This window comes from Iningainema tapete BLCC-T55 (assembly GCF_014698965.1).
GTDB classification, from domain to species: domain Bacteria; phylum Cyanobacteriota; class Cyanobacteriia; order Cyanobacteriales; family Nostocaceae; genus Iningainema; species Iningainema tapete.
In genome coordinates, this window is the sequence record NZ_JACXAE010000099.1 from 1 (window position 1) to 25,522 (window position 25,522).

A 25,522-nucleotide genomic window follows, 5' to 3' on the forward strand; every position below is an offset into this window, starting at 1 on the left:
AATTCAGCCAGGAAGACGATTTGACCTTGATTGTTTAACCCTTGACGCGAAAAACGCACACTCTTCACAGTCGAGCCGAATAAGGTATCACCACTAGCTATCACTTTATCATTCACCGGGTCAGCACCTGTGAAAATCCCTGATTCTCCCAAAGCTAATGTCGCAGCAAACGCTACTTTACCACTGTTATTAATCACAGGATTGCCAAATCCTCTAAACTGACCACTAGTGTTGGCGATCGCGTTCAATATCCCGGTAGCACGATGGAACAAACGAATAGTATTCCCAGTTAACAGCGCCACATCGCCACTATCATTAATATCTAGTGCATTAGCGCCTGTTTCCACCAACGGAGAAACTGAACCACCTCTATTTGTATAGATTGCTTTTGTACCATCTCTGCTGGTGGCAGCAAAAACTACTTCGCTATTGTTATTAATGTCAAATGAGCTAAACTCGCTAAAAAGTACATTAGGTGGGGGTGGGGGGTAAGAACCGGAATTACCTCTAGCAATAAGCCTATTCCCAAATGAATTTGGTCTGCTGAGCACAATTGTATTCGTATTAAAGGCAAAAGATCTTTCCAAATAAACTACTTCCTCAAGATCGTTAAGTCTTGGTTGACTTACCTCGACAGTTCCACCACCCAGGCTGATAGTGCCGAATGCGCGACGTGTAGTGAAGCCGTTTTGACTTGTTGTAAAAATATCTATCCCCCTATGGAAAGCTGTAAATGCAATAGTACCGTTGTTATTAATTCCTTCTACTGAGTTAAGAAAGTAATTTCTCCCCCCAGGGAATTCACTGGATGCAAATAATAAAGATGGTAAGTTATCCGAGTTAACAATCTCTGTCAACTGGTTTCCATTACTGGTGTATACTATCTTGTAGCCGGAAATATATTGGCTTTGTCTTGTTGAAGTTACCAGAAAAGCTACTGTGCCACTATCATTAATGACAGGATTGGAAATACTTTGCCAGGGGAAGCTTTTGGTATCAGCGATTTTAGTGAAGGAATAAGTAGCTGCTTGTACCTGTGTTGCGGCAAGGGCGCTCAGACACAGGCTCAATGTTACCCCTCCACACCAGTTTTGTAACCATTTTTTCCATTTCTCGCCCAGCTTCGCATTCTGGTGAGAATTTTCCACAGCAAAGTTGGTCAGTCGGCGCTGATTCACAGTCTGACGGGTAGATGTATTCATTTGACAATTGTGTTATTTCTGGGTAGTATGAATAAAATGGGTAGTATTTAACTTCGTAGCATGAGTGAAACGTTGCCGCACTTGTGCGGACACACAGTTAAGATACAGCAATAAATACTCTAATTGAGCGAAGCTTTAAAATTATATACAATAGACATCTCCAAAAATTAATTATGCGTTGTCTACAAACCTTGTAGAGACGTTGCATGTAACGTCTCTACATTGTTTTTCACTGCTGATGTGGTCTTAACGACATTTCAGCGCTATTGCTAACGGCGCTCACGCCCATGCCAGAATAGTTGGTAGATATCTTCATTCTGTATCTCAGGTGAGTGCGATCGCTACGTTCTCATGATTGCAGACTTTGCCCCTATAGCAATACCCTAGAAGGGTATTGCTTCCTGCAAAGGATACTCATTCGGTTCTGGTTGTGATGGTGGAGTTTCTAATGCTGGATCGGCACGGTAGATACCTTCTGTACCATCTGCCAACCGAGCAAAGAAAGCGATTTGTCCATAGTTATTTAATCCTTGGGACGCAAAACCTACGCTAACTACAGTAGAACCTAACAGAGAATCACCCGTAGCGATCACTTTGTTAGTAGTGGGATCGGCACCTGTAAAAATGCCTGTTTCACCGTTATTCAAAGTGGCTGTAAACGCTACTTGACGATTATTATTGATAGCAGACACATTACTACTGAGAGCAGGAGATAAAAATGACTTGAACAAACCGCTGTTGGTATCAGTAAGGGTGCGCACAGTACCATCTGCTGAGTCTAATAAGTCAATGGAATTGTTACTTGACAACAAAACATCGCCGCGATCATTGGTGGAAAAAGATACATAATCTGTAGAATTCAAAAGGGTAGTGCGAGAACTACCATCACTGATAAAAATACTTTTTGTGTTTTCTCCTCCCTTGCGTGCGGCAAACGTCACTATGCCCTGGTTATTGAAAGCAAAATTTCCCAGTTCGGCAAATTCATTTTGTATTCCTATGTACGAACCTGCACCAGCAATAGTGACATCAGGTTGATTTATTCTAGAGAGGATGAGATCGGATGTGGTGGGAGCTGATTTTCGCGCAACAACTGATTTATAAACTAAATCATCTTGATTATTCAGCGTTAAATCTAGGCGCAAACCAGACAAGCCAACCATGAGATAGTCGTAAGTAGTTCTGGAGCGATTAGTCAAGGCTCCCCCAAGATTAGTAAAAATGCCGATCTTAAAATCTGGTAAGGAAGCTACTGAGAATGCTACTGTACCATTGTCATTAATATCTACTTCGCGAAGAATAAAGTATTGTGACGGACGGTTGGAACTATTAAATAAAGATGGTAGGAGACTATTATTGACAACTTCTGTGATTTGCGCCCCATCACTAGTGTACACTCCGCGCACTTCATCAGTTTCAAAGATACTTCCTAGATTTGACGGTCCACCAACTGGTCTAGCAACAAAAACTACTGTACCACTATCATTAATTGCTGGTGGTGCACTCACAATGCTGGGAAAGTCACTTTTAGTATCAGCCATTTTTGTGAAGGAAAAGCTATCTGCCATTGCCTTACCTACAGCAACTAGGCTCAGGCAAATACTTATCGCCACCGACTCAGTTAGTCGGCGCATCCATCGTGATGATTTCTGTTTGTCACAAGTGACTTGATGATTGATTGATGTTTTCATGATTTACAGTACTTCTCAAGAAAGGTAAAAAAACATTTGCTCTCTCGACTATGGTTGTGTGAATTAAATCAGTGCGAGAGCTGGGGACTTTAACACTTCCCACAAAAGCCACAATGTCACCTTCAATTACCAGATATTTGAAGCTATCAAAGGTTCTCCTACTATCGGTAATCTTTGTATTGTTATTTAATAACTGTATTACACCAGCGCGGCTAATGTATATTCCCTGCTGAATATTAACACCAAACTTATCTAAAGTCGCTTTTGAGTCAGCAATTTTAGTGAAGCAATAAGTAGCTGAGAGCGCCTCTGATACGGCAAGTCTGCTTTAATCTTACCCTTTTAACTTGTAAGTACTTTTGGAGGTGTTGGTAACGGGTGCGATCGCTACTGCTTTGATGATTGGTAGATATCTTCATTATTCTTCTTAATATTTACTAAATCTTCAGGCACTGGCTGTAGAGGAGTTTCGTCTGAGTCTGGCTCAGCGCGAAAGATACCTCTAGTACCATTTGCTAACTGGGCATAGAAGGCAATTTGACCAAAGTTATTTAACCCTTGAGGTAAAAAGCTTACGCTAGTGACAGTGGAACCAAGTAGGGAATCACCAGTAGCAATTACTTTGTCAGTAATAGGATTATTGCCTGTATACAGCGATTCCTGTGACGATCGGTGAATAGAGAACAGTGTCCGTCTGCTGTTAACAGGCGGATACTAAGGTTGTTAATGATTAATTGTTCATAGCAATTAACCATTAACCATTAACTATTAACCACCCTCTTGAAGCGCGTGATTGTCCAGACTTGATGTTAAACTATGGCTGTGTGATTAAATCAGCGCGGTAGATACCTCTAGAACCATCAGTAAATCTTGCGGTGAAAGTCGCAGAACCAGAGTTATTGAGGGCATCTCGACCTAAACTTAAATAAGATAATTTTTTTCCGTCTAATCGATGATTAAAATCAACTACCTTTAGTAAGGTATTACCTTTGTAAATATATATACCTATAGGTATATTATCAACATTTCCCGCAAAAGCGACAATGTCACCCTTAATTACCGGATTGCTGAAGCTATCGAAGGTTCTCCGACCACCGGGAACCTTTGTATTGTTATCTACTAATAACTTTAGTACACCATCGCGGCGAATGTAGATTCCCTGTTGACTATTAGCACCAGACCCACCAAACACAATATTATCACCGTCTATTCCCGGATTGCTAAATCCAGTGAAGTTTCCCACACCACCAGGAATATTAGTATTGGTATCTGCTACTACCTCTAGTGAGCCATCACGGCTTTGATAAACACCAAATTGTCCTTGTCCCCCTGTAGAAAAAACTACACGGTCCCCCGACAGTGCCACGTCACCAAAAGACGAGAAGTTACCTGTACCACCAGGAATCGGAGTGTTGCGATCGGCAATCAGTTCCAAAGTCCTATCATGACTAAGATAAATACCTTGTTGATTGAAATCTCTAAACGCTACATTACCTCGATCTAAAGCATAAATTCCCAAACTAGAGAACTTTCTACCACCGCCACCGGGAATAGGAGTATTGTTATCAACGACTACGGACAATGTCTCTCCACGTTGGATGTAAATTCCTTCAGTAAATGCCGACGAGTTGGAGCCAGAAGCGCCAAACACTACATTACCACTCTCAATCACTGGAGCAAAAAAACGAGAAAAAGTTAAATTACTACCAGGAATGGCGGTATTTTTATCAGCAATCATACTTAGTACACCGTCACTAATTTTGTAAATACCTTGACTTATATTGAAGACTATAGTGTTGCCATCAATTGCTGGATTAGTCAATAAGAAGTCCACGTCATCAACAACTTTGCTGATTGTAAAGGCTTCTTCTGGTAGAGGGATTTGAGGCTCTTGTTCAGAAGTGACGTCGGATACAGGTTCGGCAAGGAACACCCCTTGTGTGCCATCTGTCAATTCAGCCTGGAAGACGATCTGATCTTTATTGTTTAACCCTTGACGAGAAAAACGCACACTCTTCACAGTCGAGCCGAATAAGGTATCACCAGAGGCAATCACTTTATCCTTCACCGGGTCAGCACCTGTGTAAATGCCTGTTTCTCCCAAAGCTAATGTCGCGCTAAACGCTAGTTTAGCATTGTTGTTAAAAGCAGGTACGCCCAATCCTCTATACTGACCACTGGCCTTAAAGATCACGTTCCATATCCCAGTAGCACGATGGAACAGACTAATAGTATACCCAGTACTAAGCGCCACATCGCCACTATCATTGATATATAGTGCATCCGATTGACCAGCGCTTGTTTCCACCAAACGAGAAACTGAACCACCGCTACTTGTATAGATTGCTCTTGTACCATCCTGACGACTAGTCGCGGCAAAAACTACTTCGCTATTGTTGTTAATGTCAAATGGCCCAAGATCCCCGATAAAACGTGTATTATTTGGGGGGGATGAAGATAATAAAGCTGCTGAAGCAATATACACACTGTGTATAGAGTTAGATGGATTTGGGCGTGTGAGGATAATGTTATTTATATTACCTACAGCAGCCCAGTACAAATAAACTACTTCCTCAAGATCGTTAAGTCTTGGTTGACTTACTACCTGAGATCCACCACCACCGAATGAGCTGGATGCGATACGTGTAATGAAGCCGTTTTGACTTATTGTCAAAATACCTGGGAAAGCGCCTGCTCTCAATACAATAGTACCGTTGTTATTGATTCCTTCTACTGAGTAAATAGAGGATGATATGGTACCGGAGTTACCAATCTCTGTCAACTGGTTTCCATTACTGGTGTATAGTATGTTGTATCTGGAAATATTCTGAGTTTCTCTTAAATTTACCAGAAAAGCTACTGTGCCACTATCATTCATTACCGGAGTGGAAATACTTTGCCAAGGGTAGCTTTTGGTATCAGCGATTTTAGTGAAGGAATAGGTAGCAGCTTGTACCTGTGTTGCGGCAAGGGCGCTCAGACACAGGCTCAGTGTTACCCCTCCACTCCAGTTTTGTAACCATTTTTTCCATTTCTCGCCCAGCTTCCCATTCTGGTGAGAATTTTCCACAGCAAAGTTGGTCAGTCGGCGCTGATTCACAGTCTGACGGGTAGATGTATTCATTTGACAATTGTATTATTTCTGGGTAGTATGAATAAAATGGGCAATATTTGGCTTCGTAGCATGAGTGAAACGTTGCCGCACTTGTGCGGACACACAGTTAAGATACAGCAATAAATACTCTAATTGAGCGAAGCTTTAAAATTATATACAATAGACATCTCCAAAAATTAATTATGCGTTGTCTACAAGGGTTGTAGAGACCGTACATTACTGTCTCTACATTGTTTTTCATTGCTGATGTGGTCTTAAAGACATTTCAGCGCTATTGCTAATGGCGCTCACGCCCATGCGAGAATAGTAGGTAGATATCTTCATTCTGCATCTCAGGTGGGTGCGATCGCTACGTTCTCATGATTGCAGACTTTGCTCATATAGCAATGCTATAGTAAGCTGAGGATCTTGCCAGTCCCTTTTATTTTTTGACTTCGGGATACCTAAGGCGCGTGCCGCTGTTGACGACGTAAACCACCAAGTCCTAGCACAGCAAAAGTTGCTAATCCAAAATAGGATTAGAGGCGGATGTCACAACAGTGGTAGTAGAGCCGTCGCGAATAGTAAAAACGGATCAACTACCCCAAACCCAAAATTACGTGATGCTAAGAAAGCTACAGTGCCATTATTATTGATGTCCACTCCATGAAATAAGTAATTAGGGGAGACACTGGGAGATACAAAACCAAATAGAGGCTGAAGTTGACTTATGTTGAGCAATTCTGTAATTACATCACCACTACTGGTATAAATTCCCTGATCTCCTATTTTTGGAGTAGCAATGAAGGCAACTGTGCCACTATCATTAAATGCCGCTCCACCAAAGTTGGTAAAATCGCCGCTATCGGCAATTTTAGTGAAAGAAAAGCTAGCGGCAACAGCTTCACTAGCAGCTAGTAAACTCAAACAAAGACTTGCTGCTACTCCAGTACAAACCTGAAGTAGTGATCGCTTGAATTTGTCTGTGTCAATAGGAAGATGATTGGTAAATTTCTTCATTAAATTCAGTATTTTTAATGTTACTTGCCTGGGTTAATTTAGTTACGTTTGTGCCACAGTTTCGCTCAAGCTCTTTAATCAACATAGATCGATAATTGTGATCGCTTCTTTTGTGACGCAACCTATTAGAACTCGACCGAATTTCAATGTGCGTTATCCTTAATCCTTGTAGAGACGTTCCATGAAACGTCTCTACATTATTTTCACCAGATGCCTATTGAAGAACAAGGCAACTAAAACTAACCCCAAAACCGAAGTACCTTCAGGAACTGACTTCGGTGATTCGCTGATTAAATCAGCGCGGAAAATTCCTTGAGTGCCATCAGAAAACTGTGCAAGGAAGGCAATTTGACTATTGTTATTAAATCCTTGAGGGATAAAATTCAAATTTGTCACTGTGGAGCCGAATAAGGTATCGCCAGTGGCAATTACTTTGTCGGTGATGGAATCAGTGCCTGTAAAAATGCCTGTTCCGCCTATATCTAAGGAGGCGACAAACGCTATGTTACCGTTATTATTGATTGCTGGACTGCCGAGCCTGCTGAAAATACCACTGGTGTCAGCAATTGTGGTTAGTACATTGTTAGAACGGTTGAATAAACCGATGGTATTACCATTAGAGAGTACAACATCGCCATTGTCGTTAATATCTAATGCAAATGCAGAGGCGTTTGTCTCAACTAAGGTATTGAATGAATCACCAGAATATGTAAAAATTGCCGATGTACCAGGAGATAGGAAAGGAGAGTTTTCTCGGCGTCTTGTGGCATCAAAAATCACTTCACCAAAGTTATTGATGTCAAAACTGTTAATTCTATACAAAGATATCTGTGCTGCTGGAGGATTACCACTTGGAACTCCAGACAATGCTCTAGCGATATTAACATTAGTTTGATTTGGTCTACTCAAGGTGAGACGAGAACCCGATACTCCTGGAAAACTATTGGTTTCGGTAAAATAAACTAGTTCATCTTGATTGTTGAGAGCAAAATTCAAGATGCTGTCTCCCCCGAAACGAGATGTACCAGATTCGCTCCCACGAGTTATAACAGAACCACCTTGGCTAACAAAAACACTTGACGTAATTCCTATTACAGAATTAAGTCTCCCAATAAATGCTACGGTATCGTTGTTATTAATAGCTACATTTGAAATCAAAAAGGTGCCGAAAAAACTTCTAGGGAGTGTATTCAAAAAAGGGGGCAAAGAGTTAATCTCCGTAATCTGAACGCCGCTGCTGGTATACACTCCCTGCTTTGTTCCACTCAAAGCAATAAAGGCGACTGTGCCACTATCGTTAATTGCCACGCCATTAAGAATGCTAGTGAACTCACTTCTAGTATCGGCAATTCTGGTGAAGGAAAAGTTAGCGGCAATCGCTTCGCTTACTGCTAGTAAACTTAGACATAAACCTGCTGCGACTCCAGTACAAATCTGAAGTAGCGATCGCTTTAATTTGTGTGTTCCCATTGTTGCATCTAGGCTCATATATTTTGATTTTGAACTGGTAAGTATGGAAAGATGATTGGTAAATGTCTTCATGAGATTCAGTATTTTTAATGATAATCGCCAGAGAAAAAGTCATTGCTTTTGGTTTAATCTGCTTGCTCTTGCTAATAAAGCAAACGCCATTAACCCAAATGCATTCGCTCCTTCAGGAACAGACTTGGCATCCGGATGAGTAATTAAATCAGCGCGGAAAATACCTTGAGTACCATCTGCTAGCTGTGCAAAGAAGGCTATTTGACTATTGTTATTAAACCCTTGAGGTAAAAAATTCACACTTGTTACAGTGGAACCATTTAGAGGATCGCCAGTGGCAATTACCTTGTCTATGGTGGAGTCAGCATTTGTAAAAATGCCTGTTCCTCCCAAATCTAAGGTGGCGGCAAACGCTACGTTACCGTTATTATTGATAGCCGGACTCCTTAGGCTGCTGAAAATACCACTAGTATCAGCAATTGTCGTTAGTACACCGTTAGCACGGTTGAACAAACGGATGGCATCACCATTAGAGAGTACAACATCGCCATTGTCATTTATATCCAAACTAGAGGCGTTTGTCTCAACTAAGGTATTGAATGAATCACCAGAATATGTAAAAATTGCTGTTGTGCCATCGCGTCTGGTAGCAGCAAAGATTAGTTCGCTCTGGTTATTGATGGCAACAGCGTTAATACTAGCAAAAGGTGAATCTGTGGGTTGAATTGATGCAGTGGCAACATTGATATTAGGTTGATTTGTTCTGGAGAGAACTAGGCGATCGTTCTGAAGTCCTGTTATAGGTTGACTAAGTCTGATTGTATAAACTAGTTCATCGATATCGTTGAGAGCGTAATCAACGAATGACGCTTCTCCCCCAGCAATTGATGCACTAATACCACTTGCACGATTAGTCAAAGAGCCGTCAATACTGGTAATAATACTTGTTTCAACTTCACGGCTGTTTAATGCCGCTTGTGCTATGAATGCTAAATTGCCGTTGTTATTAAGATAAACTGAGCCAAGATTGTTAAATACAGCATTAGGAACGGACGGATTGGAGTTATTAAACAGAGGTGGTAGGACATTCGAGTTGACAACTTCTGTAATCAAGCCACCATTGCTAGTGTATACTGCCTGCTGTCTTTGTCCAAGAACAGGAGCAAAAGCTACTGTACCACTATCGTTAATTGCAACTTCTCTGGAAAAGCTTTGGAAGTTGGTGCGATTATCTGCGATTTTGGTGAAGGAAAAGCTGGCGGCGATCGCCTGTGTTGCTGACAGTAAGCCCAAGCAGAGGCTGAGTGCCATTCCGCCACTGATCTGACGTATCCATCTATTTACATGAAGGTGATCGCCTGTAGCTGTCTTGTTAGTCTTACTACAAGAGTACTCGGTAAATGTCTTCATTTAATTTGTGTGCTTGTCATGAGCGTTACCAAGGTGTATTTAGCCACAATTGGTACACCTGCACAAGTTAATTGTTGCCACACAAAGCTAATTTTCACGAAAAATACAGTAAATCAGACCAAAATTCATGAAAGCTTCACAGTAAGTTCTGTTCAGCATTTAAGTAAATCTACTCCCCCCAATGCGATCGCGGTGTTTATTGACGTGTAGTGAGCGCTTAAGCGCTTACTACAAACAGGAATTCTTTATAGTAGTAGCACTTTACGGAATTAACTTGGGCGTATCAGTAATTAAATCAGCGCGAACGAGAGCTTGAGTGCCATCAATTAAAGATGCTCTAAAAGTAAGGGAAGTACCGCTAAGCTTGATAGTATCCAAGTTTAAGGAAGATATTCTCGCACCGTCAAGGCGATCGCCTAAATCAGCTACCTTCAGCAAAGAACCACTAACATTAGCATATATACCAATTGCGGTAGAGTCGAGAAATCCTAAAAATGCCAAAGTTTCCCGCTCGACTACAGGGTTGCTGAAATCACTGAATTTGCCTTTACTACTAGGAAAACTTGTGTTAGTTTTGTCTACTACTACTTGCAACTGCCCATTACGTTTAACGTAGATTCCTCTTTGCCCGTTACTGCCAAAACCAACAAAAAACACATTGTCACCCTCGATTTTCAGAAAATTAAAATTATCGAAGTTGCCCACACCGCCAGGAATGGGTGTGTTTTTATCCACCACTACCTGCAAAGCGCTGTCACGATTAATATAAATGCCTTGTAACTGACTAAAGCTGCCACCATTTAAACCATTACCTAGAAACACTACGTTATTTTCACTTACGGCAGAAGTAGAAAAACTAGAGAAATTACCTATACCACCAGGAATCTGCGTTTTGTTATCTACGACTACAGATAGTGGAGCCTCGTCACGTTTAATGTAAATTCCCCGTTGCTCACTAGAAGCATATCCTTCAAAAACAACATTGTTTCCCTTGAGAAAATAAGAAGAAAAATTGGCGAAATTACCTGTACCATCAGGAATCGGTGTTTTACTGTCAACTACTAGCTGCAAAGTTCCGTTACGGTTGACATAAATGCCCTGTTGCCCCGACGCATCTGAGCCTTGAAACGCTACATTATTGCCATCAAAATTGCTATCAAAGATATCATCAAAATTAGAGAAATTGCCTGTGCCACCAGGAATAGGTGTGTGGTTGTCCACCACAAGTTGCAAAGTACCTTCACGGTTAATGTAAATGCCTTGCTGCCCATTTGAATCAAATCCTCGAAACGCCACATTGTTTTGTTTCAAGCTATAAACATCAACACGCGCAAAATTTCCACTACCATTAGGAATAGCTGTATTCGTATCGGCAATTACAGATAAAGAAGCGTCACCACGTTTGATGTAAATTCCCGAATTTCCTTGTGTACCAGAACCACTAAATACTACGTTGCCATTTTCAACTTGAGGAGTTGTATCAAAGGAACTAAAAGTTCCACTACTACCCGGAATAATTGTATTTAGGTCTACGATTGTACTAATTGTGCTGCGATCGCTATTATAGATCCCTCTTTGTCCATCAGATCCTGAACCAGAAAAAACTACATTATCACCTTGAATGAAGAAGCTATCAATATTGATGAAATTGCCAGTTCCATTTGGAATTGGTGTTTTGGTATCAACTATTCTGCTCCGCTTAAAGGTATCTTCTACCGGAGACACTGGTTGTGGTGGTGGAGCTTCGGCAACAGGCTTTGCACTGTAAATACTAGTAGTGCCATTTGCCAATTGTGCAAAAAAGGCAATCTCACCGTTATTGTTAAATCCAGACTTCAAGAAATTTAAGTTAATGACAGTAGAGCCAGCCAGGGGATCACCTGTAGCGATTACTTTGTCAGTAATCGGGTTAGTGCCTGTAAAAATACCTCTTTCACCATTATTTATGGTAGCTGTAAACGCTATATTACCCTGATTATTTATAGCAGGACTACCAAGTCTTTGAAATGAACCATTATTATCAACAATTGTGCGCAAATTACCACTAGCATAATTAAACAGTTGGATACCATCGCTAGTGGAGAGTATCACATTCTCATCGTTAGCGTCCAGAGCAGAAGCACCTCTTTCAATTAAGGTAGTAAGCCCAGTACCAGTGCCTGTGAAGATTGCCTGCTGTGAACTTGGGATAAAAGCTCGCTGTGTTTCAGGTAAGCCTGGTGGGAAGATTTGTTGAAATTTTGTGGCGCTAAAAGTTACTCTGCCCAAGTCATTGAGAGCAAAACTATTAATCTGGTACAAAGGATTTTCTAGTGTTGAAAATCGATAGTCTCCTGCATCAGCAATAGTAATATTAGCTTGATTTGGTCTATTGAGAAATAGTCTATAAGTTTCTGGATTTAATCGAGCAGAAGACTTGGTTAAATAAGCTAATTCGTCCTGATTGTTAAGAGCAAATCCTATGATATTTGTAAAGGCGTTAGCAATTCCTCCACTGGAAATAGCTGTTGCACGAGTGGTAAAGGAACCATCTTTACTGATAAAAATGCCTGATACTTCCCCTCCCCCACTTCTGGAAGTTTTTCTTGCTGAAAATGCAACAGTGCCGTTATTGTTAATATCTACCAATGAATTAAATAAGTATGCTGGGAAGGGAATTGGTGCAGCTTCAGTTATTTTACTTAATAAGTCTGGCAGTTGATTTTCATCGATAATCTTGACAATCTGTTCACCATTGCCAGTGTATACTCCCCGCGCTCCTACTAGTGGTGTAGCAATAAATACTACACTTCCACTATCATTCATAGCTGTTGTGATGTTAATCTGAGAGAAATCAATACTGTCAGCGATTTTAGTCAAAGAAAAGTTGCCAGCCATCGCTTTACCAGTCGCCACCAAACTTAGGCAAATAGCGTACGCTAACCCCTGACTCAGCCGACTCATCCATCGAAGTGATTTCTTTGTCCTTAAAGAAGCATAATGAGGAGGACAAGATACTGTGGTATGGTTGTGTATTTTATCATACATAACTGAATTATTGCTCAATGTTTTCATAGGATTAATTATTACTCATTAACGAGATTAATTTAATGAACATGATTTCAGTAATACAAGTTAAGTTTTGACATTGAGAGAATATATTCATGAAAATTTGAAAAACTTTAGGCAAATTTAGCAAATATAGATGATTCGTGAGCAAAAATTGGTTACTAATTAGACATAGCAGTGAAAAATAATGTAGAGACGTTCCATGGAACGTCTCTACAAAGGTTACGATATCTACTTATTAGTAATTAAATCAGCGCGGAGTATAGTTCGAGTGCCATCTGACAAGATAGCAGAAAAGACAACGGAATTTCCACTCAGTCTCAAGTCGCTTAAAGCTGATATTCTTTTTCCGTCAATTTTACTATCTAAATCAGCTACTTTCAGCAAGCGATCGCCAATCAAAGCATAGATGCCAAAATCTCCCAAAAACGCCACATTATCGCCATCAATTACAGTGTTTCCAATGCCACTAAACTTGCTGTTAGTGCCAGGAATATTTGTATTCTTATCTACTAACACTTGCAGTAAACCATCACGACTGATGTATATACCATTTGGCTGATTAGTGCTAGAAGTAGTTATAAATATCACATTCCTACCATTAGTAGTTAAGAACAAGTTAGAGAAATTTATAAAGTTGCCTGTGCCGCCTGGAATCGCTGTGTTTTTATCTGCGATTACTTGCAAAACCCCGTCACCACTAATTTTGTAAATACCTTGCTGTTGATTTGTACCTCTTGCTGTAAAAACTACATTATTTTCATCCACCACAAAATTACTGAAGGAGATGAAATTGCCTGTGCCGTTGGGAATCGATGTGTTAGTATCAGCGATTAACTGTACAACTCCGTCACCACTGATTTTGTAAATACCTTGTTGCCCCGAAGCACCGCTTGCTGTAAAAACCAAATTATTTTTATTTAACCCCACCGAACTAAAAGAAGAGAAATTGCCTACGCCACCAGGAATCAGTGTGTTAGTATCTGCTATTACTTGTAAAGTGCCGTCACGCAACAGATAAATACCTCGTTGCCCCGAAGCACCAGATCCTATAAAAACCAAATTATTTTCATTTAACACTACCGAACCGAAAAAAGAGAAATTACCCGTGCCACCAGGAATTGGTGTGTTAGCGTCTGCTATTACCTCTAAAACACCCTCACGACTGATGTAAATATTTCCTTGTCCATTTGTGTTTCTAAAAACCACATTATTTCCATTCACTGCAAAATCATTAAGACGAAAGAAGTTTCCTGTAACACCAGGAATCAGTGTGTTTTTATCCTGGTTAACAGTTGTATTTTGATTGACTATCGTCTTGAACTCGCCATTACTAACTTTGTAGATACCTTGTTGCTCTCCACTAAGTGCACCAAAGTTTATGAAGCCTATGACACCAAAAAACACATTATCGCCGTCAAAATTTAATAAATTCAACGATAATTCGTTTCCGAGGGCTTTGATAATTGGTGTATTGGTATCGACAATTTTACTTAAAGAGAAAGCATTTTCCACGGACGGCAGAGGCTTCTGTTGTGGAATTTCTACTCCAGGGACTGGTTCAGCACGGTAGATGCCACGAGTACCATTTCCTAACAGTGCATAGAAGGCAATCTGACCGTTATTATTTAACCCTTGTGGTAAGAAATTCAAGCTGATAACAGTGGAACCAAACAGAGTATCACCAGTGGCAATCACTTTGTCAGCAACGGGATCTGCACCTGTAAAAATACCTTTTTCTCCCGTATTTGATACAGTGGCTGTAAATGCTATGTTGCCCTGATTATTAATGGCGGCATTACCTAGTTGGCTGAACGAACCACTGGTATCAACAATCGTGCTCACTTCATCACTAGCGCTCTTCAAAAGACGGATAAAATTAGTACCTTTTAAAAACAAAATATCACCATTGTCGTTGACGTCAAGTAGAGATGCGTTTGGTTCAATTAAGGTAACAGGAGAACTGTTACTTACTGTGAAAACAGATGAACTACTTCCAACTGAACTAGCTGAAAAAGTTACTTGTCCTTGATTATTAATTTTAAAAGTTCCTATATTTAAGAGAGTCACAAAAGGAATTACAGATCCCCCACATAGGGAGTTGCCTCGGCAGGCACTAGCAAGAGTGAAAGTTTGGTTTGCTCTATTAATCAGGAGACGCTGAGACTCAAAGGGGCTTAAGAACGGCGTGGACAATCTTAAATAAGCCACCTCTTCAAGATCGTTAAGGTCGAAATTAGTGACTATGTTACTATCACGACCAGCAAATCCTGTTGCAACTGTTTTAACAGTACTGTTACTAATAGTAGCAATAACTAAATCCCACTGGGAGCCTACTAATCGAAAGGCTACAGTATCATTATTATTGATGTCCACACGATCCGTATCAAATGCGTAAGTATAGTTATTAGGTCTAATTATAGATACCAGGAGTTGATTGGTGTTCAGCAGTTCTGTAATTATGCCGTTGCTGTTGGTGTAGATTCCTTGACTTCCTGTATTTGGAGTAGCATAGAAGACTACTGTACCACTGTCATTAATTGCTACATTTGGAAAAATTTGGCTGAAATCATTGCTATCAGCGATTTTAGTGAACGAAAAGTTGCCCGCAAATGCTTTACTAGCTGCTAACAAACTCAGGCTCATCGCGATCGCTAACCCCTGACTCAGCCGACTCATCCATCGAAGTGACTTCTTTGTCCGTTTTGAAGCATAATTAGGAGGACAAGATACTGTGGTATGGTTGTGTATCTGATCATTCTTGACGGAATTATTGCTCAATGTCTTCATAGGATTGATGATTTCTCATACTGATGTATGAGATTAAATTAATCAACATGTTCTCCGTAGTACAAGTTAAGTTTTGACATGTAGAGAATTTATTCATGAAAAGTTGAAAAACTTTATGTAAATAAGAGCAACTGAACAGAGAAACCGGGTTTCTGCAAGAAACCCGGTTTCTGAGGGCTAACTAATTTATAACTCAAATAGGAAGAATATCTACTTATTAGTAATTAAATCAGCACGGAGGAGAGATCGAGTGCCATCTGACAAGGTAGCGAGAAAGACAAGGGAATTTCCATTCAGTCTCAAGTCCCCTAAACCTGATATTCTTTTTCCGTCAATTCTACTATCCAAGTTAACTACTTTTAGTAGGCGATCGCCAATCAAGGCATATATGCCAAAATTGATAGTGTTAGAAATGCCAAAATTGATATTGTTAGAACGTCCCACAAACGCTACATTGTCGCCATCAATGATAGAGTTTCCGATGTCACCAAACTTGCTCAAACTACCAGGAATATTTGTATTGCTATCTACTAACACTTGCAGTACACCATCACGACTGATATATATGCCATTTCGCTGATTAGCGACAGAAGTAGTTCTAAATATCACATTCCTACCATTAGTAGTTAAGAACAAGTTAGAGAAATCTCTAAAGTTACCTGTGCCGCCTGGAATCGGTGTTTTAGTATCTACTAAAACTTGTAAAACGCCGTCACGACTGATATAAATACCTTGTTGCCCCGAAGCACCGCTTGCTCTAAAAACTAGATTATTTTCATCCACCACAAAATTATCGAAAGAAGAGAAATTGCCTGTGCCGTTGGGAATCGATGTGTTACTATCTATTAAAACTTGTAAAACGCCGTTACGACTGATATAAATACCTTGTTGCCCCGAAGCACCCCTTCCTCTAAAAACTAGATTATTTTCATCCACCACAAAATCATTGAAAGAAGAGAAATTGCCTGTGCCGCCAGGAATCGGTATGTTAGTATCTACTAAAACTTGTAAAGTGCCGTCACGACTGATATAAATACCTTGTTGCCCCGAAGCACCGCTTGCGATAAAAACTACATTATTTTCATCCACCACAATATTACTGAAAGAAGTGAAGTTGCCTGTGCCGCCAGGAATCGATGTGTTAGTATCTACTAAAACTTGTAAAACGCCGTTACGACTGATATAAATACCTCGTTCCCCCGAAGCACCGATTCCTGTAAAAACCACATGATTTTTATTCGCTGTGACTAGAGAAAATCCAGAGAAATTGCCAGTACCATTGGGAATCGGTGTGTTTTTATCCACTACTACCGATACTGGAGTATCGCCGCGCTTAATATAAATTCCCTGTTGTTGATTTACACCGGAACCACTAAACACCACATTGTCACTGTTAATGCTGATCGTGCCAAAAAAAGTGAAAGTTCCATTGCCACCGGGAATAGTCGTATTTTGGTCGGCGATCGCCTCGATTATACCATTACTAACTTTGTAGATACCTTGTTGCTGTCCACTGCTTACACGAAAAAACACATTATCACCGTCAAAATTTAATAAATTCAACGAGTTAATGTTATCGATGGCTTTGAGAATTGGTGTATTGGTATCAACAATTTTACTTAAAGAGAAAGCATTCTCCACGGACGGCAAAGGCTCTGGTTGTGGAGTTTCTGCTCCAGCCTGAGCGCGGTAGACACCACGAGTACCATTTCCTAACAGCGCAGAGAAGGCAATCTGACCGTTATTATTTAACCCTCGCGGTGAGAAATTCAAGCTGTCGGCAATTTGAGTGAAAGAAAAGTCAGCGGCGATCGCATCGCTTGCAGCTAGTAAACTCAAACATAGACTTGCTGCCACACAATTACAAACTTGAAGTAGCGATCGCTTGAATTTGTCTGTTGCAAATGCATCTAAGTTAAAATGTTTTGCTATTGATTTGGTGAGTACATCACCACGAGTAAGACGATTAGTAGATATATTCATGAGAAGTATTTTTCATGCAGGAGTGCCAAAATTAGCTTATTTACAGTCGCTTCCATCGCACAAGTTAACACTGGCACTAATACACATTACGAATAAAAAATATAGAAAAATTCATCGTTTTCAGTATGTTGGCTCTCTGACTAACACATATTGCAAACCGAAATTGCATTCTCAGATACCCGACTTCTTCAAGAAGTCGGGTATCTTATTGCTCAGATTTCTGCGCACAATCAAACAGGTGTAAACCTAAATGTTGGGAAAGTTCTTCACAAACCTTCACGCCTCGCACACTATTACCACGTGAGTCTAGCAATGGTGAGAATACACCAATTCCCATTTGGTTGGGAACTATCGCAATAATCCCCCCAGAAACACCGCTTTTTGCCGGAATACCAACTTTATACGCCCATTCCCCGGCAAAATTATACATGCCGCAGGTATACATAACACTGAGAATATCTTTGATGTAACGCTTATCTACAGCTTGCTCTTTAGTGATAGGGTTGATCCCTTTATTAGCTAAGGTAGCTGCCATTACAGCTAAGTCGAGGCAATTCACCATTACAGAACACTGTTGAAAGTAGAGATCCAAAGCCTCATCAATGTTACGGTCAATCATACCGAAATTTAACATTAAGTGAGCCATAGCGCGGTTGCGGTGTCCGGTGGTGCGTTCGGATGTAAATACGGAAATGTCTACGAACACATCATGTCCGATGTATCGATGGAACATTTCTAGCATCCGATTGAGACGTTCGGTGGGACCAGATCCTTTGATGAGGCTTGTAGTGGCGATCGCACCTGCATTCACCATTGGATTGTAGGGTCGTTTTGATTGCTCGTCAAGGACAATCGCGTTGAAAGCGTCCCCAGTTGGTTCGACACCTACCCTAGTCAAAACGTAATCCCTTCCATGATCCTCAAGTGCCAGCCCGTGAACAAACACTTTGGAAATCGATTGAATCGTAAATAGCTGGTTATAATCTCCAACTTTGTATACTTCGCCATTGACTGTGACAATACAAACGCTGAATAAATCTGGGTTTACCTTTGCTAGTTCGGGAATATAGTTTGCTACCTTACCATCCTGCAATGACTTGTACAAGTCATGCAAGCTGGTGAGGAAAGATGGAAACGACTCGGTAGGTAAATCATCTTGTGCCATGAGGTTAATATCCACAGCCGATCAAATTACGCTTTCTTAACTACACTTGTGTGACAAATGCCTCTGTATGCGCAAGCAAATATTTTTAATTTTTTCATCAGAGTTTTTCGTGAATTGTCAGTAATATTAACACATACTGCATTGACAATACTACTTTCAGTATTCACACTACTAGTAAATTACTTTACAAGTTTTTCATGAAAATTTATTTTCTTTTTCTACTTAAGCTTGTATTGTAAATGACTTATAACAGAAGATAAAAAAGAGCAGTATGACTTGAACACCTAGTTTCCAAGTCCGATGATAAATGCTTTTTATCCTACCCAAAATGAAAATTAATGATTGACAACTAGTATCTTTTGTGTAATTAAGGTAATTAAAATAACTAATAAAATTATTGATAGGTAAAGCTTGGCATAAAGTATAAATACTGTGTTATAAGTATTATTTTGGTCAAAGATATTTTGTTGGCTTAAAATAGCATTAATTGACTTTGTAGGCAACCGTAAATTCCTTTTCATCAATTTAATTAACAAATTATTGTGAAGTTCTGCTAATAAAATTTCTAATTAATCGAAAAACTTTTAAATAGCCAAAATTCGCTTTTGAGAAAGGTTTTGCGCTAAAAAAGGAGATTTAAGTTTGATAAAATTACCCATACTGCGCTAAAACCCTGATCCCCTAACATAGAAGTTCATGTTAGTCTGTTGCAGTCATAAACAAAAAGTGAAACCGGAACGAGTTTAAGTTTTGGAAACATTCCATTTCTACGGGTGTAATATCCCACGAAGATCAAAATCTCTGTTCTTAAGTCGCTTTAATATCGGACGCATGAATCAAAGATATATTTGGATTGTTGTCTTGTTTACTACTCTTTTGGGGATACCGTCAGTCGGTCGCGCCCAAACTACCAAACAAACGGCATCAGCTTCGATGCCTTCTAGCGATGTAGTGAAGGTTGGAGAGTACCAATCCCCTGTAGAGAATTCTGCCTCAAATGCTGCTGCGATCACTGAAATTCGTACTCATAACCAGGCAGGTCGTCAAACAGCAACGCTCTATATTCGCAAAATTCCTGTTATCAGCTTTGTCGGAAAATCAGTTGCAACCGAAGAAACTAAAGTTGGTGTAATTAACAATATCGACCGTACTCCAACAAAAGTAGCGGCAATTGGGGCAAGTACAGATAATGCTGCCGCTAATGACCCAGTTCAAAGAGCTACAGTAGTAGCAGCGAAAATCAATCAGCTCATCCAAGATAAAGTGGATGCCAACAAGATTACGGTGAGTTGGACAGGAGAAAACTCACAGAATCAAAAGTCGTCACCTCGCTACATCATCAAATTCAACGAGCAAGAACTAGTGAAAATTGATGGTGACACAATATTAGCGGATACAACCAAAGATCCAGCAATAGATGCATTGCAAGCAACCAATCGCTTGCGCAGACTTATTGGCAATGCATCACCTTTAAAGGAGATTGCTGACTTACCGCAAAGAATTGCGATGCCAATAGCATTGCCAAAACAGATTGCGATCGGACCTGTGCTATTGACCATGAACGGTAAAGCTTCTTGGTACGGCTATGATGGTTCGGGAAATCGCACTGCTACTGGTGAGAGATATAAACCGGAAGGAATGACAGCAGCTCATCGCAGCTTACCTTTCGGCACGCGAGTTCGCGTTACCAATACCCGTAATGGTCGTTCTGTGATAGTGCGAATTAATGACCGGGGACCATTTATTCGCGGCAGAATCATTGACCTTTCCGCCGGAGCAGCACGAGTCTTAGGCATGATGGGACGCGGTATTGCACCAGTGCGGATTGAAGTTCTGGGAAGGTAAAATTCGTATTTCCCTAGTTAATAGTCTCTTCTCTCCCTAATCAGAGATAAACTAACGGGGAGAGCAAGAGAAAAACTAGGGGTATTTTTTGTGCGCCTGTTGTCAACAGTTGCGGCTTTACGCTGCTATTTAACTAAACGCCGCACCTTAAACCAGTCTTTGGATCAAGATCTGCCGCAGCAATATGAGGTGACTGGCAGATCTAAGACTGCTGTCGGGCTTGTTCCCACAATGGGAGCTTTACATCAAGGTCATTTAAGCTTAATTCAACGAGCGCGACAAGAAAACGCTACGGTGATTGTGAGTATTTTTATTAATCCTTTACAATTTGGACCAAACGAGGATTATCAACGCTATCCCCGCACTTTGGCGCAAGATCGGCTTTTCTGTGAACAAGTTGGAGTAGATGTAATTTTTGCGCCGACTCCGGAAGAAATGGGAGTCGTCTTGAATAATATACAAGAGTTAAAAGTTACACAAGTTGTGCCGCCGGATGCTATGATATCAGGCTTATGTGGTCGTTCTCGACCAGGTCACTTTCAGGGTGTGGCTACAATTGTAACCAAGCTTTTTAACTTGGTGCAACCTGAGCGAGCCTACTTTGGTCAGAAGGACGGACAGCAACTAGCAGTTATTAGAAAGCTAGTTGCTGATTTGAATCTGCCCATAGAGATTGTTGCTTGCCCAACGGTGAGAGAACCATCTGGTCTTGCCATCAGTTCTCGTAACCAGTATTTGACTGCAACACAAAAAGAGCAGGCGGCGGTGTTGTATCGTGGTTTGCAAAAAGCTCAAGCAGCTTTCAAAGCAGGCGAACGTAATAGTAGCAAGCTTATATCAGTGGTACAGCAAGAAGTGGCAATGGTCAGTACTATATCTGTGGAATATACTGAATTAGTTGAACCGAATACGTTAATGCAACTACAAACAATTGAGGAGGAAGGAATGCTGGCGATCGCAGCTCGTCTTGGTTCTACACGTTTAATTGACAATACCATTTTGCGCGAGCGCTCACCTATCATCGCCATTGACGGACCTGCCGGCGCTGGAAAATCCACTGTCGCTCGTCTTGTTGCCAACGAGCTAGGCTTAGTATACTTGGATACAGGAGCAATGTACCGAGCAATTACTTGGTTGGTGTTGCAAAGTGGAATTGCTATAGACGATGAGTGCGCGATCGCCGAATTGGCATCTTCGTGTGCGATTGAACTTACTCCCAGTCAAGGTTTAGATTTCTTAGTGCGAGTTTGGATTAACAGTTATGATGTGACCAAAGAAATTCGTACTATGGAGGTAACTTCTATTGTATCAGCAATAGCTGCCCAAAGCTCTGTGCGCCAAGCACTAGTTAAACAACAGCAAAGCTGGGGTAAAAAAGGTGGTTTAGTGGCGGAAGGAAGAGACATTGGCACCCATGTTTTCCCGGATGCGGAAGTAAAAATATTCTTAACAGCCTCCGTAAGTGAACGCGCACGTCGCCGCCAGCAAGACTTTAAAAAACAAGGTCAACCTGAAGTATCCTTAGAGCAGTTGGAACGGGATATTGCCGAACGTGACTGGAAAGACAGTACCCGCAAAGTTTCTCCTTTGCAAAAAGCCCCAGACGCGATGGAAATTAATACAGATGGTTTATCTGTGTCTGAAGTTACAGCACAAATTATTGATCGTTACCAACAACGGTTATCTCAATTGTAATTATCGGTACAAGTAAGGGTGTAAGGGTGTTGGGCGCTTTAAAGTTAAACGAAAGATGTATTGGTTTTTCTTTTTACTTTTACCTTGGTTCTTTTAACTTGTATTCACCCTGCCCTTACCATGCATTCCAAGATAAACTTGATAAGCAAAACACTCTTAAGTGCCACCACGATGAAACCATCTGCAAAATTCGACTTTGAGGACGAGAAATTTAATGCGCCGCCTTCTCAAGTCATACCTTGGTGTCAGATGATTAATCCTCGGTATGGCGAAGATGGTATCCAGCCCTACGGCTTAGCAGTTAAGCTGGATAATGCCCATACTGTTGGTTTTCAACCAGATGACAATTGGCATCAAGTAGAGCATGAATTCAGTTCTGGAAACGAAACAGTTTTTATCACCACCACTCCACGCTTAGTCGTAGTGCGTCGGGGACCTTTGTCAGTCAAAGACCGGGAAACTGGAGCTAAACTGGGTACACTCAAAGATAATTATGATGCTTTTTTAGCAGACAAACTTAAATTTAGAACCTTCACTCGTTATCTAATTTTTTTAGTCGGAGAAAATAAAGAATTTTTACATGAATCACCACTGCAATTAACTCTTAACGGTGTAGCAGGGGTAAGTTTCAGTAAAGCTTACTGCGAATATCAACAAGGTAGAATCACGGGTGGGTTCCTTGGTGAACTAGAAAAGGCTTATGCAGGATTTCGCAAACTACCACCAACACCAAAAGGTCCCCTGTTCCATGCCCACGGTATTTTTTGCCCGATTATTGATTGTGAAGAAAGAGGAATTGATCAAAATACTGTTTTAGTAGCTTCAACTGTGGACTATAAACATCCCACAGTATCAACTTTAACACAGTACCTGATTGCTTCCGACGCCGATGAATCAGCAATTCTCTCTAAAACTTTTGAAGAATACAAGGAATTTGGTAAGGAACCTGTAAAACCAGAATCCAAAATGGAAATGGCTGCAGTTTCTACTTCTTACGTCTACCCTGACGAAGATTTTGCCTACCCTCCTTATTGATGTCCCCACCTTAGAAGGGTAAGGCTACACAAACAAGAGCCACACCTGCGTGGGCTTCTCGTCCCCCTCGCTCCCACGCGGAGCATTCCTCGTTCCCACGCGGAGTGTGGGAATGCCTGTCTTGTGGCTCTGCCTCCAGTAACCAGAAAAACCAGAAAAAGAGCCTTTCAAAAGATTATTTCTTAGTTCTACTAGGAAACCAGAGTATCGTAATAAGGATGATAATTTCTGAACAAGTGGTGGAAGCGCTTCGAGCAGACATTCAGCGTGTCTTAGAGGTGTTTAAGGTTGAAGGCGTTGCCAAAAGTGACAGTCCCTACTCTGATTTAAATATCTCAGATATAGCGGTGATTATGTTTATTGGTCAGCGCCAAACCTGCATTGTGCGTGAAGTAGCCGAGCATCTGCGGCTTCCCCTCACCACTGTTTCAAGCATTGTTGAGCGACTAGTGCGGCGAGAGTTAGTGCAGCGCGATCGCACTGAAACGTTCCTTAAAAGGAAATCCAGGTCGGATCGTCAATATTAGCTCAGTTGGTGGTAAGCTGGCAGGACCATTTATTGGTGCTTACATAACTTCCAAGCATGGTTTGGAAGGTTTTTCTGATAGTTTGCGCCGTGAATTGATGCTCTACGGGATTGATGTCATTGTTGTTGCACCAGGATCAGTAGCTACGTCTATTTGGGATAAGGCAGAAGCTTTTGACTTGTCCGCTTACAAAAATACTGATTATGCAACAGCCATGAAGAATTACCGCGATTACATAATTCAGCAAGGGCGCAAAGGATATACGCCAGAGCGGATTGGCGAGAAAATTTGGAAAGCTCTAACAGTTCATAATCCATCTGCACGCTATGCAGTTGTGCCGCAACGCTTATTCAACTGGATAATTCCGATGATGCTTCCTAAGCGCCTAGTGGATAAGATGATTGCACGTCAACTCGGTTTCAAGCGCAGTTGGTTCGAGGGTAGGTAAGCGATCGCGATCGAAGGCGGATTAATTCAAGATTGCTTCAATTCCATTTTGTACTCGTGTCAATTCTTCACGCTGCTGCTCAATCCAAGCTTTTTCAGCTGAGCGTTGTTCAGGTGTCTCTTGCCGATACCGCACCTGCCGCTCTAAAAACTCATTATAGAATGCTAAAGCTTGCTCAATCGCTTGAGTTGCTAATCTAACCAACTCATCAAAAACGGTAACTACAATTGTTTCCAATTTTGTAGCAACTTCCTCGTAGCACTTTGTAAACTGTTCCCTACTAATTCCTAAAACACCTTGCTTTGCTAAATTTTCTGCGGCATTTCTTATAGAATCAATTAAACCTTTAACATTAACAGAAAGAGTATATAATCGCTCATTAAATACTCTTTCAACTAAATTAATTATTGGTTCAGCGATTGAATTGAGCTTAGATGTTATTTCAGCTTTTTGTTTCCCATCTAATTGACTAATACATTTCTGAATAAATGGTATTTGCACTTCAAGTTCTTGAATGATTAACTCTGTGCTTTGTCTAACAGTTTTTTTCAAATATTCTATCTGTAATTCCGTTGCTGAATTTAGCTCTTTAATTAAATTATCCTTCTCAAAAATACTTAACCCACTTTTCAAAGTTTTATTATCATAAAAACATTGATTTGTAATTCTTTGTACTCTTACATACCAAGAATTTTTAACTTGTTGCACAGCTTCTAGTTTACATTGACTCCCTAAGCGACTAATTCTGATGGCACGCCCACTCAAATCACCAATTTGTTCCCATACATCATGAGTTGGTAGTTCGGAAATTTTCTGCTTGCTATGCCAAACATCTTGAGCATGATGCAAATCATAAAAACATTGCTGAACTAAACCCTTTAATTTTGTAGCTGATTGCTTAAGCTCCTGAAAGCAGGGTTCAACTGACTGCTTCAAACTTGTGGCAGATAGTTTAATTTCTGGCGAATTATATTCATCTGTTAGCAATGGTTCAACAGATTGAGTAATAGATTGAAATGTCGTTAAATATTCATTCATCCGTAAAATCTCCGATGCTGTTTGTTATGAGCAAAAAATAAAATTATAA

At 40.6% G+C, this 25,522-nt stretch carries 17 protein-coding genes; 6 read left to right on the top strand and 11 right to left on the bottom strand.

The features are described 5' to 3' along the window. From ICL16_RS33625 to ICL16_RS33650, 6 genes are all read right to left on the bottom strand, one after another. Positions 1-1,202: DUF7453 family protein (locus ICL16_RS33625; RefSeq protein ID WP_190835934.1), on the bottom strand; the 1,202-nt coding region annotated here is incomplete at its 3' end. Between the two features lie 383 nt (positions 1,203-1,585). Then, positions 1,586-2,893, bottom strand: coding sequence for a DUF7453 family protein (locus tag ICL16_RS33630; protein WP_190835935.1), 1,308 nt, complete (start codon positions 2,891-2,893; stop codon positions 1,586-1,588). A gap of 814 nt (positions 2,894-3,707) precedes the next feature. Continuing rightward, positions 3,708-6,017 (bottom strand): DUF7453 family protein, encoded by a 2,310-nt coding sequence (locus tag ICL16_RS33635; protein WP_190835936.1) that lies wholly within the window; start codon positions 6,015-6,017, stop codon positions 3,708-3,710. 522 nt (positions 6,018-6,539) lie between these two features. Beyond that, on the bottom strand, positions 6,540-7,007 hold the full coding sequence (locus ICL16_RS33640; RefSeq protein WP_190835937.1) for a hypothetical protein: 468 nt from the start codon (positions 7,005-7,007) through the stop codon (positions 6,540-6,542). A gap of 192 nt (positions 7,008-7,199) precedes the next feature. Beyond that, complete coding sequence (locus tag ICL16_RS33645) at positions 7,200-8,549, bottom strand: DUF7453 family protein (RefSeq protein ID WP_190835938.1); 1,350 nt, start codon at positions 8,547-8,549, stop codon at positions 7,200-7,202. A gap of 39 nt (positions 8,550-8,588) precedes the next feature. Beyond that, positions 8,589-9,899, bottom strand: a complete 1,311-nt coding sequence (locus tag ICL16_RS33650) for a DUF7453 family protein (RefSeq protein WP_190835939.1) — start codon at positions 9,897-9,899, stop codon at positions 8,589-8,591. Between the two features lie 18 nt (positions 9,900-9,917). Here ICL16_RS33650 and ICL16_RS33655 point away from each other — a divergent pair, with 18 nt between their 5' ends. After that, a complete protein-coding gene (locus ICL16_RS33655; RefSeq protein ID WP_190835940.1) occupies positions 9,918-10,109 on the top strand; it encodes a hypothetical protein in 192 nt (63 codons plus the stop codon). A gap of 51 nt (positions 10,110-10,160) precedes the next feature. Here the strand turns inward: ICL16_RS33655 and ICL16_RS33660 are convergent, their stop codons facing one another. The 4 genes from ICL16_RS33660 to glsA all read right to left on the bottom strand — a co-directional run bounded on the left by ICL16_RS33660 (position 10,161) and on the right by glsA (position 18,885). Then, the gene (locus ICL16_RS33660) at positions 10,161-12,953 is read right to left on the bottom strand and encodes a DUF7453 family protein (protein WP_190835941.1); all 2,793 of its coding nucleotides are present in this window, start codon (positions 12,951-12,953) and stop codon (positions 10,161-10,163) included. 225 nt (positions 12,954-13,178) lie between these two features. After that, complete coding sequence (locus ICL16_RS33665; RefSeq protein WP_190835942.1) at positions 13,179-15,737, bottom strand: DUF7453 family protein; 2,559 nt, start codon at positions 15,735-15,737, stop codon at positions 13,179-13,181. Positions 15,738-15,947: 210 nt separating this feature from the next. Continuing rightward, complete coding sequence (locus ICL16_RS33670; RefSeq protein WP_190835943.1) at positions 15,948-17,720, bottom strand: DUF7453 family protein; 1,773 nt, start codon at positions 17,718-17,720, stop codon at positions 15,948-15,950. A gap of 205 nt (positions 17,721-17,925) precedes the next feature. Then, complete coding sequence (gene glsA, locus ICL16_RS33675; RefSeq protein ID WP_190835991.1) at positions 17,926-18,885, bottom strand: glutaminase A; 960 nt, start codon at positions 18,883-18,885, stop codon at positions 17,926-17,928. A gap of 831 nt (positions 18,886-19,716) precedes the next feature. Here glsA and ICL16_RS33680 point away from each other — a divergent pair. The 5 genes from ICL16_RS33680 (at position 19,717) to ICL16_RS33700 (ending at position 24,435) form a co-directional block, all read left to right on the top strand. Next, complete coding sequence (locus ICL16_RS33680) at positions 19,717-20,730, top strand: septal ring lytic transglycosylase RlpA family protein (RefSeq protein WP_190835944.1); 1,014 nt, start codon at positions 19,717-19,719, stop codon at positions 20,728-20,730. 90 nt (positions 20,731-20,820) lie between these two features. After that, positions 20,821-22,425 (top strand): bifunctional pantoate--beta-alanine ligase/(d)CMP kinase, encoded by a 1,605-nt coding sequence (locus ICL16_RS33685; RefSeq protein WP_190835945.1) that lies wholly within the window; start codon positions 20,821-20,823, stop codon positions 22,423-22,425. 171 nt (positions 22,426-22,596) lie between these two features. Continuing rightward, entirely contained in the window at positions 22,597-23,460 is an 864-nt protein-coding gene (locus tag ICL16_RS33690; protein ID WP_190835946.1) for a DUF5895 domain-containing protein, read from the top strand. A 218-nt stretch (positions 23,461-23,678) separates the two neighbouring features. Beyond that, positions 23,679-23,987 carry a MarR family transcriptional regulator gene (locus ICL16_RS33695; protein WP_190835947.1) on the top strand — a complete coding sequence of 103 codons (309 nt, stop codon included), beginning with the start codon at positions 23,679-23,681 and terminating at the stop codon, positions 23,985-23,987. After that, the gene (locus tag ICL16_RS33700; protein WP_337907181.1) at positions 23,983-24,435 is read left to right on the top strand and encodes an SDR family NAD(P)-dependent oxidoreductase; all 453 of its coding nucleotides are present in this window, start codon (positions 23,983-23,985) and stop codon (positions 24,433-24,435) included. The genes ICL16_RS33695 and ICL16_RS33700 overlap by 5 nt, the downstream gene beginning before the upstream one ends. A gap of 21 nt (positions 24,436-24,456) precedes the next feature. On the opposite strand, the gene ICL16_RS33705 is transcribed toward ICL16_RS33700, so the two are convergent. Further along, positions 24,457-25,473 carry a hypothetical protein gene (locus ICL16_RS33705; protein WP_190835948.1) on the bottom strand — a complete coding sequence of 339 codons (1,017 nt, stop codon included), beginning with the start codon at positions 25,471-25,473 and terminating at the stop codon, positions 24,457-24,459. Positions 25,474-25,522 lie beyond the last annotated feature (49 nt).